Below are 16,255 nucleotides of genomic sequence, written 5' to 3'. Positions count from 1 at the left end.
ACCCGGCGCCCAGACCCGGCGACAGGTCAGGCGGTGCCCGCACCGGCGGCCGGCTCGGTGACGGGCTCGGCCTCCGGTCCGGTGGCCGGTTCGGTCGCAGCTTCGGTCGCAGGTTCGGTCGCCGGTCCCGCGGCAGGCGCAGGCACCGGTTCGGTGTCCCCGCGGTGTCCCGCCTGGAGGTCACGCATCCGCTCGGCCGCGACGTAGCCGAACGCGGCCTCGGCGGCCTCGTCGGCGAGCGCCAGCCCGGCGGTGCCGTACAGGTGGAACACCGCGTCGGCGCCGTGCCGCTCGAGCTCGGCGACGTCGTCGTCGTACCGTGCGACTGCGGCGACGGTGCCCTCGAAGCCGCTCGCGCGCAGCTGGGACAGGGCGATGAGGTTGGCCGCGTGGAACGGCATGGCGAGGATCGCCAGCCGGACGGCACCGGCGCTGCGCACCCGGCCCCAGAACTCGATGTCCGTGGCGTCGGCCTGCACCACGGTGAAGCCCTGGGTGCGCAGGGACGCGACACGCGCCGGGTCGTGCTCCACGCCCACGACGTTCATGCCGTAGTCCTCGCGCAGCTGCCGGACGGCGCCGCGGCCGACCCGGCCCATCCCGAGCACCAGCGCTTCCGCACCCGACACGTCGATGAGCCGCTCCTCCCGGTGCAGCCACTCGTTGGGCTTGGACGGGAACCGCTTGGCGAGCGCCATCGCGTACTCGTTGCCGCGGGTGTTGACCGCCGAGGAGAGCACGAAGCTGCCCGCGACGGCGACGGCCAGGACCACCAGCCACTCGTCGTGCAGCAGCCCGGTCTGCGAGCCGACGGCGACGACGATCAGGCCGAACTCGGAGTAGTTCGCCAGCACCAGGCCAGACAGGATCGCCGTACGTTTCCGCAGCCGCATCAGGCGCAGCAGCACCGCCGTCACGATGCCCTGCAGCGGGAGCATGAGCAGCATGAGCAGCCCGATCGCCGCCGCCTCCCAGGTCAGCTCGCCGGAGAAGCCGATGGAGACGAAGAAGCCGACGAGCAGGAGCTCCTTGAGCGTGAACAGGTTGCGCGACAGCTCGGTGGCCGCCGGGTGGCCCGCCAGGAGCATGCCCATGACGAGCGCGCCGAGATCACCCTTGAGCCCGACGGCGTCGAACAGCGCGTAGCCGGGGCCGAGCGCCACCGCCACGCCGAAGAGGGCCTGCAGCTCGCCGTGGCCCACCTTCGACCACACCCTGCGCAGCACCCAGGCGCCCGGGATCAGCAGCACGAGGCCGAACGCCCACGGGCTGGGCGGGTGGTCCGAGGACACGGACAGGAAGATGACGGCGATCAGGTCCTGCATGACCAGCACACCGATCGCGATCCGGCCGTAGAGGGCGGACTGGTCGGAGCGTCCGTCGAGCACCTTGACCACGAACACCGTGGAGGAGAACGAGAGGGCGAGCCCCAGGAGCGCGAGGACTCCGAGGCCCTCGCCGGCCAGCATGGAGAACCCGACAGCCCCCAGCAGGCCGAGGAACCCGACCGCGATCGCGATGCTCACCACGAGGTGCGCCATCGTGGTGAACCACACGTCCTTGCGCAGCAGCGTCTTGACGTCGAGCTTGAGCCCGATACCGAAGAGCAGCAGCGTCACGCCCAGGTCGGCGAGGGTACCGAGGTAGCCCGGCTCGGCAAGTCCGATCGCTTGCAGCCCGAACCCGGCCACCAGAAAACCCACGAGCGGCGGCAGCCGAAGCAGGACCGCCCCGAGCCCGGCCGCGACCGTGACGAGCAGGAAGATCGCAGCGGTTCCCATGCGCCGAGTTTAGTTGGCGTATGTTTCAGACAGCGGCCGCCGCTGCCTGCAGAGCGGGTGAAAGAGTGCCCTTGGCCTGCACGGATACACCTCCCAGACCCAGCCACCGCGCCATCTCGTGAAGCTCCGCCGCCAGCCGCGCCGGGGTGTCCGCGGTCACCGTCGGCTCGGCGTGCGCGGACTGCACCCGCAGCACCCCTGCGGCCCGGTCCGCCTTGAGGTCGACGCGCGCCGTGAGCTGCGAGTCCTCGAGGAAGGGCAGCACGTAGTACCCGTCGACGCGCTGCGCGGCAGGGGTGTAGATGCCGATCCGGTACCGCATCCCGAAGAGGCGCTCGAGCCGCCTGCGCTCCCACACCAGCGGGTCGAACGGAGCGAGGAGCGCCTGCCCGGTGGCCTGCCGTGGCCGGACGGCGTCGCGGTGCAGGAACCACTGCTCGGAGCCGCCCGCGACACGAGCGGGCAGCAGCACGCCCTCTTCCACGAGACCGGCCAGGGCGCGGTCCGCCACGGGCCCCTTCAGCCGGTAGTAGTCCTTGATGCAGCGCGCCGTCCCGATGCCGTGCGCCCGCGCCCCGAGCTCCAGCAGCGCCCGCTTGGCCTCCAGCTCCGGCACCTCCCCCAGGGCCATTGCCGGCAGCACGCGCTCCGGCAGGTCGTACAGCCGCTCGAACTGGGCGTTGCGCCCCGTGGCGACCACGCCGCCCGTGAAGAACAGGTGCTCCACCACCTGCTTCTCCGTGCTCCAGGACCACCAGGTGCCCCGCTTGTGGCGCACCGACCGCCCCTCGGACACGAACCGGTCGTGGATCTGGGACGCCGAGAGCGGCCCCTCGGCCGCTATCAGGTCGCGTACCTCGGTGACCTGCGGAGCGTCCGGGAGGCGTACGCCGTCCAGCTCGCGCCAGTCGTACTCCTCGGCGAACCATCTGCGACGGAAGGCCAGCAACGGCCAGGTGCTCGGCGGCACGTAGGCGGCCACGTGCGCCCAGCTCTCCACGAGCCGACGGTCGGCGGTGGCCGCCTTGCCCGTCCGCCGGGCATACCTGCCCGACCCGGTCGCCCGGTCCAGCAGGCCGGTGTCGTACGAGCCGAGCCGCGAGAACAGCGGCAACAGGTGCGCCCGCGCGAGGACGTTCACCGAGTCGATCTGGAGCAGGCCCAGCCGGTCGATCACCCCCTGCAGGTGCCGCATGGTGCGGGGTCCGGCGGCGCGCGGGCGGTTCAGGCCCTGAGCCGCGACAGCCACCCGGCGGGCCTGGTCGAGAGACAACGAGATCGGTTGCACAGCACCATCGTGCCCGCCACCACTGACACTCCCCCTCCCGGCCCGTTGAGTGCTGGGTTTTCGCCCTCGAACGCGCACCTCAGGGGCGAATATCCAGCACTCAACGGTGGGGTTGGGTTTGGGGGTGTGGATAGCCCGCCCGGGGTGCGGCTGTCAGGGAGGGTGGTCGGGTGCAACCTGTCCGTGAGCTCGTCCGCCTGCTGCTGCCCGTCGCCTGCCCGTGCGGCGAGCTCGACGTGCGGTGGTGCGCCAGGTGCGCGGCGCTCCTCGCCGGCCCGCCCGTCCGCGCCGAACGCGCCGCGCCCCGGCTGGACCGGCTCGACGGGGTCCCGCCGGTGCCCGTGTGGGCCCTCACGCCGTACACCGGACCGGTGCGGGACGTCGTCGTGCACTGGAAGGATCGCGGGCGGGCCGACCTCGACCGGCTCCTCGCGCCCGCGATACGACGCGCCGCCGCCCGCGTCGGCCCGGTGCTCGCCTCCGCGCTCGGCGGTGCGCCGGTCGCCGTCGTCCCCGTGCCCTCCACCGGGGCGGCACGCAGGGCACGCGGACGCGAACCGGTGGCGGTCCTGGCACGCGCGGTCACCCGCGGCCTGCACGACGCCGGGATCGGCGCCCGCCTGGTCCCTGCCCTCGCCCGACGGGGTGCCGGACGGGACCAGGTGGGTCTCGGCGCCCGGGCGCGCGGACGCAACCTCGCGGGCGCCGTCCGCATGACGAGACGCGGGGCGTACGCGCTCGGAGAAAGTTCCGTATGCATTCTTGTGGACGACGTCCTCACGACGGGGGCCACCCTGGCCGCCGTCGAGCGGGCGCTCGAGCACGCCGGGCACGACGTCCTTGGCGCAACGGTGCTGGCAGCGACGCCGCCCCCGGCGCACGAGACCGAGCCCGGCGCGGATCCCGCACCGGATGCCTGCGGGGCAACTGAGCAGAACCTGAAAGTCTGACAGATCTCTGTCTACTTGTTCACTGACCGTTGGGGCTGTCGTTACCCAGGGGACGGAGTTAGCCTGAACGTTCCACGCTGGATCGGAGTCCCGCCGAGGTTGACGGGGCATACGCGACGGGAGGTGGTTCGCGCCCGGCACCGGTAGCAGGGGGTGCCATGACGAGTAGAGACGGGCGCGCGCCGCCGGCAAGGGACGGCGTGGCCCAGAATTCCCGGAGCGGAGATACGCACATGGAAATTGTCGTTGTCGGCAGGCACACGGACGTGGCGGACCGGTTCCGCCAGCACGTGGAGGAGAAGCTCGCGAAGGTCGAGCTGCTGTCCCCCTACGTGCGTCGGGTGGACGTGGAAGTCACGCACGAGAACAACCCGCGACTCTCCGAGAACCGTGAGCGAGTGGAGCTCACGCTGCGCGCGAAGGGTCCGGTGATCCGCGCGGAAGCCGCAGCGGACGACCGCTTCGGCGCCCTGGACCTCGCCATCGACAAGCTCAACGAGCGACTGCGCCGCGACCGCGACCGCCGCAAGGACCACCGGAACAACAAGGTGCTCGCACCCGTGGACGTCCGGCCCCTCGACGAGATCCTCACCGAGGAGGGCAACGCGTCCGCCAACGCACCCGAGCCGCAGATCTCCACCCCGGCAGCGCTGTCCGCGCCCGGCGACTCGGTGGAGACCACCATCGGTGACTCACCGGTGGTGATCCGGCAGAAGCTCCACCACGCGGACCCGATGACCCTGGACGACGCCGTCTACGAGATGGAGATGGTGGGCCACGACTTCTACCTGTTCATCGACAAGGAGACGTCGCGCCCCTCGGTCCTCTACAAGCGCAAGGGCTGGTCGTTCGGTGTGATCCAGCTCGACAACCCGTGCGGCGCGGCACCGGTGACCGACCTGGAGTGACGGCCCCTTCCGCGAAGTAGAGCGCCTGTCCGGGTCTCCCTGGCGACACCAGGGAGACCCGGACAGGCGCTCTACTTCGCGGGAGGGCAGGTCAGCCCGGGTAGGCCACCAGGTCCACGTCCTCGATCAGTGGCTGCCAGACGCCGGTCTCCTCGTGCTCGAGGTCCCCGTCCTCGGTGACGACCAGCATTCCCTGGTCCGTCACCCCGGCCGCCAGCTGCTGGACGTCAGTCAGGCCCGGCAGCTGCCGTGACTGGCCCCCGCCACCCGGCTGCCCGCCGACCCCGGCGGTCCAGACGCCGGACACGCCGTCGCCGTCCCGCGTCAGGAGCGACAGCGTGGTGAGCCCCGACCAGCGAGCCTCCCCGACGCCGTCCACCGGTCCCGCGACCGTGAGCGGCGACGCGAGGCCGACCGGCACGTCGTCGTCGTTCCGCACGATTCCCGCCACCTGCACCTGGGTGCCCGACGGCGCATGGCTCACGACGGCTATGCGGGACCCCTCGGGCGACACGGACACGCTCAGCACCTTGCGGCCGCTCAGCCATTCGGCCCGCACGGTGACCTCGGTGCCCGACGGCGGCAGCACCCGCAGGTCGTTCTTCCCGCCGCTGGTCCAGATGTTGCCGAACTTGTCGACCGAAGGGGCGGCGAGGTCCGGCCCCTCGATGGCGGGACGGTCCTCGCCGTCGGCCGAGACGTTCACTATCCGGTCGGTGCCGTCCCGCACCACTATCGGTGTGGTCGCAGGGCTCACCGCGAGCGCCGTCGGATCGATCTCCGACAGGTCGACCGGCAGGTCGTGCTCGACGGGCCGGCCGTCCTCCTCGATGCGGTACAGCTGGTCGTCCTTCAGGAACATCGCCTGGACGATCGTGGCGGGCAGCTTGACGTTGACCGCGTCGACCGCGAGTCGGCTCGTGCCGCTGAACAGGTCGACGGGCACCGTGCGGCCTGCTCCCTCCGAGAAGGTCGCCGAGATCTGCGCGGCGATCGACGAGCGCTGGGCGGCAGTGGCGCTGCTGATCTGCTCGCTGAGGCGGACGGCGACCGGCTCGTCGCCGTCCGCCTCCTGGATCGTCGGCGACGCGAGCTGGGTGCCCTCGGGAAACAGGGACCGGGCGGCTCCCTGCAGCCACTCGGGTGGTCCGGCGAGGAGCTCCTCGACCGCGTCCAGCCGCCAGGAGTTCCGGGGGAACCAGCGCAGGTCCGGGACGAGGCTGTTGGTGTCCTCGCCCTCGGCGGAGAAGTACAGCCGGGTCGCCCGGAACTGGGTGGCGAACAGGTTGGCCGGCACGAGCACGCCGTTGTCGAGCACCGAGATCCGCCACTCGTCGCCGACCTTGGTGAGGGTGAACTTGTAGCCCACCTTCCGGGGGTCCGCCGCCTCGGTGTACGCGCCGGCGGTGTCGAGGGTCGCGATGGTGGTCGCGCGCACACCGACCTCCAGGGTCTCGGCGCCCTCGATGGTGGTGCCGGCCTCGAACGGGTCCGGCATGGGCGGCTCGCGGACCACTCGCACCGACGCATAGGGGTCCCAGGTCTCCGCGGCGCCCTCGGTGAGGAACTCCCGGGCGGTCTGGTACTCCTTGGGCGACGTCGGTGCGGCGACGGCCGTGCGGAGGAAGCCCTCCACTATCAGGTTCGGTTCGGCGCCGGGCGTCGGGCCCTGCGGGAGCAGCGCCAGGTCGGCCTGCGGGTCCTGGTCGGCGGTGCCCACCCGCACCGGGCCGGACGTCGGGATCTGGGCGCAGGCCCCGAGCCCCAGGACACAGGCCAGCGTGGTGACGGCGGCCACTGCCACGCTGGTCGTCCTGCGCATCAGTGCACCTCCACGTCGTTGCCTGCGGGCTGTTCCGGGGCGGCGAGCCGTTCGGCGCCGTCGCACCCGGGGTCGGACAGGTCCGGGATCGCCGTCGGCGTGGGGCCGGCGGGTGGGTTGACCACGGGGATCTGGCCGGTCCGGAGCCCGGGCTCGTGCGAGGCGGGCGCCATGGTCACCGGCGGCTCGGCGATCTGCACACCGGCGCTGCGGGGCAGCGTCAGCCGGAAGCTCGCACCCTGCCCCGGGCGGCCCCACGCGTCGAGACGCCCGGCGTGCAGGTGCGCGTCCTCGAGCGCTATCGCCAGCCCGAGGCCGGAGCCGCCGGTGGTGCGGGCGCGCGCCGGGTCGGCCCGCCAGAAGCGGTCGAAGACGTGCTCGACCTCCTGCTTGGTCATGCCGACGCCGTAGTCGCGCACCACCACGGCGACCGCGCGGTCGTCCTCGGCGACGGTCACCTCGACCGGCCGCTCCTCGGCGTGCTCGATCGCGTTGACCACGAGGTTGCGCAGGATGCGCTCGATCCGGCGGGGGTCGAAGTCGGCCGCCGCGTCGGAGTCGGGCAGCCGTACCGAGACCTGCACGTCCTTGGTCCTCGCGAGCGGGGCGGCCTGCTCGACGACCGACATGACCACGTCGCGCAGGTCGCGGCGCTCGGCGTCGAGGACCGCGGCACCGGCGTCGAACCGGCTGATCTCCAGCAGGTCGGCCAGCAGCGACTCGAACCGGTCGATCTGGCCGAGGAGCAGCTCGGCGGAACGGGCGGCGTCCTCGTCCATCTGGTGCCTGGACTCGTGGATGATCTCGCTCGCCATCCGGATGGTCGTGAGCGGGGTGCGCAGCTCGTGCGACACGTCGGAGACGAACCGGCGCTGCATGGCGGAGAGCTCCTCCATGCGCCGGATCTGGTCCTGGAGGCTCTCGGCCATCTCGTTGAACGAGCGCGCGAGGCTGGCCATCTCGTCGGTGCCCCGCGCGCCCGGCATCCGTTCGGAGAGGTGCCCCTCGGCGAGGCGCTCCGCCACGGTCGCGGCGCGGGTCACCGGGGTGACCGTCTGCCGGGCCATCGTCCAGGTGACGACGCCCAGCAGCGCCAGCATCCCGAATCCGCCCGCCAGCAGCACGCGGTGCACGAACGACAGCGTCTCCTGCTCCGGCTCCAGCGAGTAGAGGTAGTAGATCTCGTACCTGGCGCCAGGAGCGGCCTGGACCGTGGAGCCCACGATGACGCCCGGGCGGGCCATGCCGTTGGCGTCCCGCGCCGGGATGCCCACCGCCTGCAGCACCTGGTCGTCGCCGGAGGCAAGGTTCGCCTTGCGCACCTCGTCGCTGATGACCACGTCGGTCAGGTCGGGCCGCGTGACGATGTCGCTCACCCGGACGGTGGTGCCCATCTCGTGGAGCAGGAAGTACGCCTCCGCCGTGGAGCCACCCGTGGCGGCGAGCGTCGCGATCGAGTCCCTCAGGAGGATCTGCAGGTCGCCGTCCGACGTCGTCGCCGTGTCCGAGAAGTTCTTCGCCACCTGGTCGGTCAGCCCCGCGGCCTCCCGGTCGATCGCGGCGAGCCGCTGCTCGTAGATGCCGTCCCGGACCGACGTCGACAGGTACAGCCCGAGCACGACGATCGCCGCGAGACCGATGGCCAGCGCGGTGGTGACCACCCGCAGCTGCATGGAGGAACGCCACTGCGCGACCGACCGCCGGGTGAACCGGACGGTGACCACCCGGGCCCGGTGCGCCGCCCGGCGCAGCCGCGTGACCAGGCCGTGCGGCATCAGCGTGTCGCGCCCGCCTTGTAACCCACGCCGCGCACCGTCAGGACGATCTCCGGGTTCTCCGGGTCACGTTCGATCTTGGAGCGCAGGCGCTGGACGTGGACGTTGACCAGGCGCGTGTCGGCGCTGTGCCGGTAGCCCCAGACCCGCTCCAGCAGCACCTCACGCGTGAACACCTGCCACGGCTTGCGGGCCAGCGCCACGAGCAGGTCGAACTCCAGCGGGGTGAGCGCGATGCGCTCGCCGTCGCGCATCACCGTGTGGCCGGTGACGTCGATCTCCACGTCACCCACCGCCAGGCGCTCCGGACCGGGGTCCTCGCTGCGGCGCATGCGTGCCTTGATCCGGGCGACGAGCTCCTTGGGCTTGAACGGCTTCGAGACGTAGTCGTCGGCGCCGGACTCCAGACCCACCACCACGTCGAGCGTGTCCGCCTTGGCCGTCAGCATGATGATCGGCACACCCGACTCGGCCCGGATCTCGCGGCAGACCTGCACACCGTCCTTGCCGGGCAGCATGAGATCGAGCAGCACGAGGTCCGGCTGATGGGTGCGGAACATCCCCAGCGCGGAGTCGCCGTCCGCACAGAACACGGCGTCGATCCCCTCGCCCTTGAGGACGATGCCGATCATCTCCGCCAGTGCTGTGTCGTCGTCGACGACGAGAACTCGTACCTTCATGTCCTCCAGTGTGCCAGGCTGGTCCAGCAAACCCCGCCTTTCAGCCCGTGCACGGCGCGCTCCCCGCAGGTTCACCCGCCCGGAGCACCCCGCCGGGCTCCGGCCGGCACGACGCTCCCGAGGGGGACAACCCCCGTCGGACGTGGCGGCGGGCACCATGTCGCGAGGCCCTGGCCAGGGGCGAACCTGGCACCATGACAACCATGACCGCCGACCGGCCGGCAGCCGGCTCCGTGACCGCGCGGGCCGCTCGTCCGGGCCCGAACTTCCTCACCGCCCCCCTCGCGGGCCGCACCTGGCGCGAACAGGGCTACCTCGCACTGGTGCTCCTGCTCGCGCCGTTCGCGTTCACCTACACGGTCTTCGCCGTGAGCTTCACGGCGAGCATCGCCGTCACCGTGGTCGGGCTGTTCGTGGCCGGTGCCGTGGTCCTCGGCGCGCGCGGCTGGGGCGCCGCGTACCGCAGCCTGGCCCGCGAGCTGCTCGACGTCGACGTCGCGCCGCCTACCTCGTACGTCCGGCCGCGCGGCTTCTGGCGGACCATCGGCTCGATGCTCGGCGACTCCGCCGGCTGGCGCGCCCTGCTCTTCATGGTCGTCGCGTTCCCCCTCTCCATCCTGTCGTTCGTCGTGAGCATCACGTTCCTCGCGACCGGCCTGGGCGGCGTGACCTACTGGTTCTGGTACCGGTTCCTGCCGATGCAGCTCGGTTCCGACGGCGAGCTGCACCGCGGCGCGCAGTTCGGCTCGTCGTACTTCCTGGACACGCCCCCGCGCCTCGCGCTGGCCGCCCTGGTCGGCCTCGGGTTCGTCCTGTGCTGGCCGTGGATCACCCGCGTGTTCACGATGCTCTTCGGGGCCCTGACGCGCGGCCTGCTCAGCCCGACCCGCGCGAGCCTGCGCGTCGCAGAGCTCGAGCGGTCCCGCACCGGCACGGTCGACGACGCCGACGCCCGCCTGCGCAGCATCGAGCGGGACCTGCACGACGGCACGCAGGCCCGCCTGGTCGCCGTCGCCATGCAGCTCGGCGAGGCACGCGAGCACCTGGCCGACGGCGGCGACGTCGAGCAGGCCGCCGAGCTGGTCGACACCGCGCACTCCTCCACCAAGGAGGCGCTCGTCGAGCTCCGCGAGCTGGCGCGGGGCATCCACCCGCCCGCGCTCGACAGCGGCCTCACCGTCGCGCTCGAGACGCTCGCGGCGCGTTCGGCACTGCCGGTCCACGTGGACGTCGACCCGGCGGTGGAGGCGGACGGCCGCCTGGCCCCGGCCCTGGAGTCGATCGCCTACTTCAGCGTCGCCGAGCTCGTGACCAACGCCGCCAAGCACGCTCGCGCCACCGGGGTGTACGTCCTGGTCGAGCCGCTCGGCGACCCGGGCGGCTCCGTGCGGATCCGCGTGCGGGACGACGGACGCGGCGGCGCGGCCGTCGTGCCGCCCGACGGTTCCGGCCTGCGCTCCGGACTGGCGGGTCTCGCCGAGCGGGTGCGTTCCGTCGACGGCACGTTCGACCTGTCCAGCCCTGTCGGTGGGCCTACGGTAGTGACCGTGATCCTGCCGACCACGAGCCCGTCGGGCCGTGCATGACCGGGCCGAACCCGCCTGTGTCCAACCCGCCGGCGCCGAGCCTGCGCGTGCTCCTCGCGGAGGACTCTGCGATCCTCCGGGACGGGCTCGCCGCCCTCCTGACCCGGCGCGGCCACACCGTGACCGCCGTCGGGGACGGCACGGCCCTGGAGCGCGAGGTCGCGCGGCTCGCACGCGAGGAGGAGCTGCCCGACGTCGTGGTCGCGGACATCCGCATGCCGCCGAGCTTCACCGACGAGGGCCTGCGTGCGGTGCTGGGTCTGCGGACCCGGCACCCGGGCCTCCCGGTGCTGCTGTTCTCGCAGTACGTCGAGACGCGGTACGCGAGCCGGCTGCTGGCCGGCGACGCGCGCGGCGTCGGCTACCTGCTCAAGGACCGGGTGGCCGACGTGCGCGACTTCGTCGACGCCCTCGGGCGTGTGGCCGGCGGCGCCACGGTGCTGGACCCCGAGGTCGTCTCGCAGCTCATGGGCTCCGCCCGGCAGGACGACGACCTGGAGCGCCTCTCGGCCCGCGAACGGGAGGTGCTGGGCCTCATGGCGCAGGGCCGGTCCAACGGGGCGATCGCAGACCTGCTGCACCTGTCGTACGGCGCCGTCGAGAAGAACGTGGCGGCGATCTTCACCAAGCTGGACCTGCCCCAGGACGCCGCGGACCACCGCCGCGTCCTGGCGGTGCTCCGGCACCTCGGGGTATGACGGTGATGGGGGTTTACCCCCCGTCGGCCTCGGGTTGTCTGGGGGTGGGCTCGGGGGTTCACCCGATATCGTGCCGGGCCCGGGTCCGCCATAGTCTTCCCATGACCGCGTTGAGCCCGGATCGACACCCCACGTTCACCAGTGCGAAGCCGGACGCCCGTATCGAGCCCCTAGGCTCAACGGCCATGAACCAGGAAACCCGCACCGGGAGCGGAGCGTGAACGGCACCGTCACGCTCGTCACGTGCGTCGCCGTCGGCCTGGCCCTCATCGACGCCATGCTCTTCGCCGCCAGCGCCACGCTGCAGCACCACGCGGTGTCGGACAAGCAGGCGGACGGACACCTGACGATGCGCGGCCTGCTCAGCGTCGTCAAGCAACGACGCTGGCAGGCGGGCATAGCGCTCGGCGGTCTCGCGGTCCTGCTGCACGCGATCGCCCTGCTGCTCGCGCCCCTCCGGGTGGTCCAGCCCGTCGGCGTGCTCGCCGTCCCCATCGCCGTGCTGCTCACCGCCGCACGCGTGCGGCTCCGGCCGCCCCGCGGGGTGGTGATCGGAGCGGCCCTCGCCGTGACCGGCGTCGTGTCGTTCGTGATCGTCTCGGCCGGCTCCGTGACGAGCCACCCGCCCCAGGGCTCGGCGGTCGTGGCGGCCTGCCTGGTGGTCGCCGCCCTGGTCGTGCTGCTGACGTTCGCCGGGCTGGCCGCACGCGGCTGGCTGCGCTGCGTCGCGTACGCCACCGCGGCGGCCACCGCCTTCGGCCTCGTCTCGGCCCTGGTCCGAGCCGTCTCCCTGAGCGTCACGTCCGGCGAGGCCGAGCTGCTCGACACCGGGACGCTCCTCGCCGGCGCCGTGATCCTCTGCGTCACCGTGGGTGGCGGCTGGCTCGTCCAGCAGGCCTACGCGGCGGGTGCCCCCGCGGTCGTCGTCGCCTCCCTGACCGTGGTCGACCCGATCGTCGCCGTGCTGCTCGGCGCGGTGCTCCTCGGCGAGGGCGCGCACACCCCGTTCGGCCTCTGGCTCGTGATGGGCGCCGCGACCGCTGCGGCCGTCGCCGGTGTCATCACCCTGGCCAAGCACCACCCCGACGCGACCACCCGCGCCACACCGGTCGAGGCCCTCCTCCTCGAGACGAGCCGGCCGTGACGGACGGCCTGCACATCTGCTTCTTCACCGACCAGCACCCGCGTACCCTCGGGGGCGCCCAGGCGTCGGTCCTCCTCCAGCGCACGTTCCTGGAACGCGCCGGGCACACCGTGACGATCGTCGCCCCGCAGGATCCGGCAGGCGGCAGCGACGACCCCGGCGTCGTCGCCCTGCCCGCCCTGACCGTCGCGCGGGGCCAGTACTCCGCCGTCCTGCCCTCGCGCAGGACGGACGCCAGGGTGGACAGTGCGCTCGAGGCCCGCGGCCCGGTCGACGTCGTCCACCTGCAGGGCGACTTCTGGGGTGCCTGGCTCGGCAAGCGGTACGCGGCGCGGCACCGGCTCCCGCTCGTGCTCACGACGCACACCAACGTCGACGCCTCGTTCCGGGCGGTCGCCGGACCGGCGGCCGGGCTCGGCCTCCGCACCGTCGCCGCATGGCAGCGCCAGGCGACCGGGGACCGCGCCCGGCGGTCCGGGCACGGCAGCGGTTACGACTACCTGCGCGCGCTCGCCTCCGGCGCAGACGCCGTGGTCGCGCCCAGCGGCCACTTCGCCGCCCGGCTCCGGGAGGCCGGCCTGCCCGTCACCGCCGTCATCCCCACGGGGGTCCATGACGACGACGTCGCCGCCTCCGGCGGACGTGGCCCCCGGCAGGACGACCGCCCGGGACAGGACGACCAGGTCCGTCTCGTGTGGCTCGGGCGGTTCAGCGCGGAGAAGCGCCCGCTGGAGCTCATCGAGGCGATCGCGGCCACGGACCGGCACATCGAGGCGGACCTGTACGGCACCGGCACGCTGTTCGACCGCGCGCGACGCCAGGTGCGGGCGCTCGGGCTGACGGACCGGGTCCGGCTGCACGGCGCCGTCGACCACACGGAGGCGCTCCGCGCCATCGCGTCAGCGGACCTGCTGGTCCAGACGTCCCGCGGGTTCGAGACGCAAGGCATGACGGTCTACGAAGCCCTCGCCCTCGGCGTCCCGACAGTGGTGTGCGACCGCGCGATCGCCGACGAGCTGGGGGGCGACGCCGCGCCGTGGGTCTGGTGCGCCGAGGGCCCCGAGCCGGGCGCGCTGGCCCAGGTCCTCGACTCCGCCGCGCGGGCCGTCCGTGCGCAGGACGGCCCGCGGGTGCCGCGCTCGTTCTCGACCGGCCTGCTCCAGTCGGCCCAGACCGAGCGCCTGCTGGCGGTCTACGCGGAGGCCCTGGGTACAAGCCAGGCCCCGGGTGCGGCCGCGCACCGCCCTCAGAGCCGGCCCGCCGCCTTGAGCGCCAGGTACTCGTCCGCCAGGCGCGGGGCCAGGTCGTCCGGCAACGCCTCGACGACGTCGGCCCCGTAGCGGCGCAGCATCGTCGTCACCGCCGTGCGCTCCAGGTCTCCGCGCGCGGCGGCCGCTGCGTCGTACACCTCGGCGACCGTGTCGCGGCCGGCGCGCAGCCCGGCCACCTCCTCGTCCGCGACGGAGGCGACGACCACGGTGTGGTCGCGCGCGAGCTGGTCGACCACCGGCAGCAGGCCGTTCTCCACCGCCGCCGGGTCGAGAGTCGTCAGCAGCACCACGAGCGCGCGCTGCGTCATGCGCGTGCGGACCTGCGTCACCACGCCCGGCCAGTCGGTCTCCAGGAGCACCGGTTCGACGGTGGCCAGCGACTCCGCCATCGCGGGCATGAGCCGCGGACCGGCGGCGCCCACCACGCGGGAGCGCACCGTGCGGTCGAACGCCACGAGCTCCACGCGGTCGCCCGCGTGGCCGGCCAGCGCCGCGAGCAGCAGTGCCGCCTCGATGCTGGCGTCCAGCCGGGGCGCGCCGGTGGAGTCGGCGGCACCCACCCGGGCGGCGGACGTACGCCCCGTGTCCAGCACGATCAGCACCCGCCGGTCCCGCTCGGGACGCCACGTGCGCACCACGACCTCGCGGCGCCGGGCGGTGGCGCGCCAGTCGATCGAGCGGACGTCGTCACCCACCACGTACTCGCGCAGCGAGTCGAACTCCGTGCCCTCGCCGCGGATCTGCACCGCCGCGCGGCCGTCCATCTCCCGCAGCCGCGCCAGGCGCGACGGCAGGTGCTTGCGGCTCGCGAACTCCGGCAGCACCCGCAGGCGGCCCGGTACGGGCAGGGTCACCTGGCGGCCCGCCAGACCGAGCGGGCCGAGGCTGCGGATCGTCACCCCGCCGGCCGTGCGGTCGCCGCGACGGGTCGGCACGAGGGTGGTGGGCAGGCGAGCGGCCTCACCGGCGGGCAGGTCCACGTGGTGGCGACCCGATCCGCCCGACGCCGGACGCACCCGCTCGGTCCTCCCCCTGCCCTGACCCGCGCCGGCCGACGGCCCCCACGCGTCCCGGACCACTGCGCGCAGCCGCCGTCCGGAGGCGTTGCGGACCACCAGCTCGCTGGTGGCCTCGGAGCGCAGCCGGACAGAGCCCGGCACCCGACGCTGCACCGCCACCCGTCGCGGCGAGGCGGCCAGCACGGCGTCGACGACGCAGGCCAGGACGACCACCGTCGCCCAGACGAGCACCGTCCCGTTCGCCGGGAGGAGCAGCACCGGAACCACGCCGAGCCCCATCAGGGCGGCGGCCCGCCACGTCACGACCATGCGCGCGGCCTCAGCGCGGCACGGGCACGGAGGCCAGCACCGTGTCCAGCACGCCCTCGGCGGTGACACCCTCGAGCTCGGCCTCCGCGCGCAGCTGCACACGGTGCCGCAGCGTCGGGTGGGCGAGCGCCTTGATGTCGTCGGGGGTCACGAAGGAGCGGCCCGACAGCCAGGCCCACGCCCGCGCCGTGCGCAGCAGCGCGGTGGCGCCACGCGGCGAGACGCCGAGCGAGAGCGAGGGCGAGAAGCGCGTGGCACGGCAGACGTCCACGGCGTAGCCGAGCACCTCGCGCGACACCTGGACGCGGGCCACCTCGGCGCGCGCCCGCTCCAGGACGGTGGCGTCGGCGACCGGGGTGACGCCGGCCGCGGCGAGGTTGCGCGGGTCGAAGCCGGCCGCGTGCCGGGCAAGGACCTCCACCTCCTGCTCGCGTTCGGGCAGGGGCAGTACGAGCTTGAGCAGGAACCGGTCGAGCTGGGCCTCGGGCAGCGAGTAGGTGCCCTCGTACTCGACGGGGTTCTGGGTGGCGATCACCAGGAACGGGTCGGGCAGCGGACGCGCCGTGCCGTCCACCGACACCTGCCGCTCCTCCATCGCCTCCAGCAGGGACGCCTGGGTCTTGGGGGGCGTGCGGTTGATCTCGTCCGCCAGCACCAGGTTGGTGAACACCGGGCCCTCGCGGAACGAGAACTCGGCGGTCCGCGCGTCGTAGACGAGCGAGCCCGTCACGTCACCCGGCATGAGGTCGGGCGTGAACTGGATGCGCTTGGTGTCCAGCTTCAGGGCCGCCGCGAGGGTGCGGACCAGCAGCGTCTTGGCGACGCCCGGCACACCCTCCAGGAGCACGTGGCCCTGGCACAGCAGCGCGATGAGCAGGCTCGTCACCGCGGCGTCCTGCCCGACGACGGCCTTGCCCACCTCCGTACGGACCGCCGCCAGGGCGGAGCGCAGCTCCTGCGACGGGGCGGTGGGCGGGGCGGTCTGCGGGGCGGGCGCCGCCGGGGCGGGTGCCGCCGGGGCGGG

13 protein-coding genes are annotated in these 16,255 nt (G+C 73.3%); 6 read left to right on the top strand and 7 right to left on the bottom strand.

Features of this window, described 5'->3' with window-relative positions:
• Window positions 1-26 precede the first annotated feature (26 nt).
• Together ACNYC2_RS03210 and ACNYC2_RS03205 are read right to left on the bottom strand one after the other, a co-directional pair.
• A complete protein-coding gene (locus tag ACNYC2_RS03210; protein ID WP_419705660.1) occupies window positions 27-1,781 on the bottom strand; it encodes a cation:proton antiporter in 1,755 nt (584 codons plus the stop codon).
• 25 nt (window positions 1,782-1,806) lie between these two features.
• On the bottom strand, window positions 1,807-3,069 hold the full coding sequence (locus ACNYC2_RS03205) for a winged helix-turn-helix domain-containing protein (protein ID WP_419705659.1): 1,263 nt from the start codon (window positions 3,067-3,069) through the stop codon (window positions 1,807-1,809).
• A 170-nt stretch (window positions 3,070-3,239) separates the two neighbouring features.
• Between ACNYC2_RS03205 and ACNYC2_RS03200 the strand changes: the two genes are divergently transcribed.
• Both ACNYC2_RS03200 and hpf read left to right on the top strand, forming a co-directional pair.
• On the top strand, window positions 3,240-4,019 hold the full coding sequence (locus ACNYC2_RS03200) for a ComF family protein (protein WP_419705658.1): 780 nt from the start codon (window positions 3,240-3,242) through the stop codon (window positions 4,017-4,019).
• A gap of 233 nt (window positions 4,020-4,252) precedes the next feature.
• Window positions 4,253-4,927, top strand: a complete 675-nt coding sequence (gene hpf, locus ACNYC2_RS03195) for a ribosome hibernation-promoting factor, HPF/YfiA family (RefSeq protein ID WP_419705657.1) — start codon at window positions 4,253-4,255, stop codon at window positions 4,925-4,927.
• A gap of 91 nt (window positions 4,928-5,018) precedes the next feature.
• Here the strand turns inward: hpf and ACNYC2_RS03190 are convergent, their stop codons facing one another.
• The 3 genes from ACNYC2_RS03190 to mtrA are packed head-to-tail and all read right to left on the bottom strand — an operon-like array spanning window position 5,019 to window position 9,204.
• A complete protein-coding gene (locus ACNYC2_RS03190; RefSeq protein WP_419705656.1) occupies window positions 5,019-6,749 on the bottom strand; it encodes an LpqB family beta-propeller domain-containing protein in 1,731 nt (576 codons plus the stop codon).
• On the bottom strand, window positions 6,749-8,524 hold the full coding sequence (mtrB, locus tag ACNYC2_RS03185) for an MtrAB system histidine kinase MtrB (protein WP_419705655.1): 1,776 nt from the start codon (window positions 8,522-8,524) through the stop codon (window positions 6,749-6,751). The genes ACNYC2_RS03190 and mtrB overlap by 1 nt, the downstream gene beginning before the upstream one ends.
• The gene (gene mtrA / locus ACNYC2_RS03180; RefSeq protein ID WP_419705654.1) at window positions 8,524-9,204 is read right to left on the bottom strand and encodes an MtrAB system response regulator MtrA; all 681 of its coding nucleotides are present in this window, start codon (window positions 9,202-9,204) and stop codon (window positions 8,524-8,526) included. Before mtrA ends, mtrB begins: the two co-directional genes overlap by 1 nt.
• A 194-nt stretch (window positions 9,205-9,398) precedes the next feature.
• On the opposite strand from mtrA, the gene ACNYC2_RS03175 reads away from it, so the two are divergent.
• From ACNYC2_RS03175 to ACNYC2_RS03160, 4 genes are all read left to right on the top strand, one after another.
• A complete protein-coding gene (locus ACNYC2_RS03175; RefSeq protein ID WP_419705653.1) occupies window positions 9,399-10,790 on the top strand; it encodes a sensor histidine kinase in 1,392 nt (463 codons plus the stop codon).
• The gene (locus ACNYC2_RS03170; protein WP_419705652.1) at window positions 10,787-11,488 is read left to right on the top strand and encodes a response regulator; all 702 of its coding nucleotides are present in this window, start codon (window positions 10,787-10,789) and stop codon (window positions 11,486-11,488) included. Before ACNYC2_RS03175 ends, ACNYC2_RS03170 begins: the two co-directional genes overlap by 4 nt.
• A gap of 217 nt (window positions 11,489-11,705) precedes the next feature.
• Window positions 11,706-12,632, top strand: a complete 927-nt coding sequence (locus tag ACNYC2_RS03165; protein ID WP_419705651.1) for a hypothetical protein — start codon at window positions 11,706-11,708, stop codon at window positions 12,630-12,632.
• Window positions 12,629-13,972: a glycosyltransferase gene (locus tag ACNYC2_RS03160; RefSeq protein WP_419705650.1), complete on the top strand. Its 1,344-nt coding sequence runs from the start codon at window positions 12,629-12,631 to the stop codon at window positions 13,970-13,972. Before ACNYC2_RS03165 ends, ACNYC2_RS03160 begins: the two co-directional genes overlap by 4 nt.
• Here ACNYC2_RS03160 and ACNYC2_RS03155 read toward each other — a convergent pair.
• Together ACNYC2_RS03155 and ACNYC2_RS03150 are read right to left on the bottom strand one after the other, a co-directional pair.
• Window positions 13,879-15,231, bottom strand: a complete 1,353-nt coding sequence (locus ACNYC2_RS03155; protein WP_419705649.1) for a DUF58 domain-containing protein — start codon at window positions 15,229-15,231, stop codon at window positions 13,879-13,881. The two genes, ACNYC2_RS03160 and ACNYC2_RS03155, sit on opposite strands and share 94 nt — an antisense overlap.
• Before the next feature lie 10 nt (window positions 15,232-15,241).
• Window positions 15,242-16,183, bottom strand: a complete 942-nt coding sequence (locus tag ACNYC2_RS03150; protein WP_419707761.1) for an AAA family ATPase — start codon at window positions 16,181-16,183, stop codon at window positions 15,242-15,244.
• Window positions 16,184-16,255: the final 72 nt, after the last annotated feature.

The organism is Promicromonospora sp. NFX87 (assembly GCF_048564965.1).
Taxonomy (GTDB): Bacteria; Actinomycetota; Actinomycetes; order Actinomycetales; family Cellulomonadaceae; genus Promicromonospora.
Note: the sequence above shows the minus strand (reverse complement) of the source record. Positions and strands in the feature narration are given on the sequence as shown.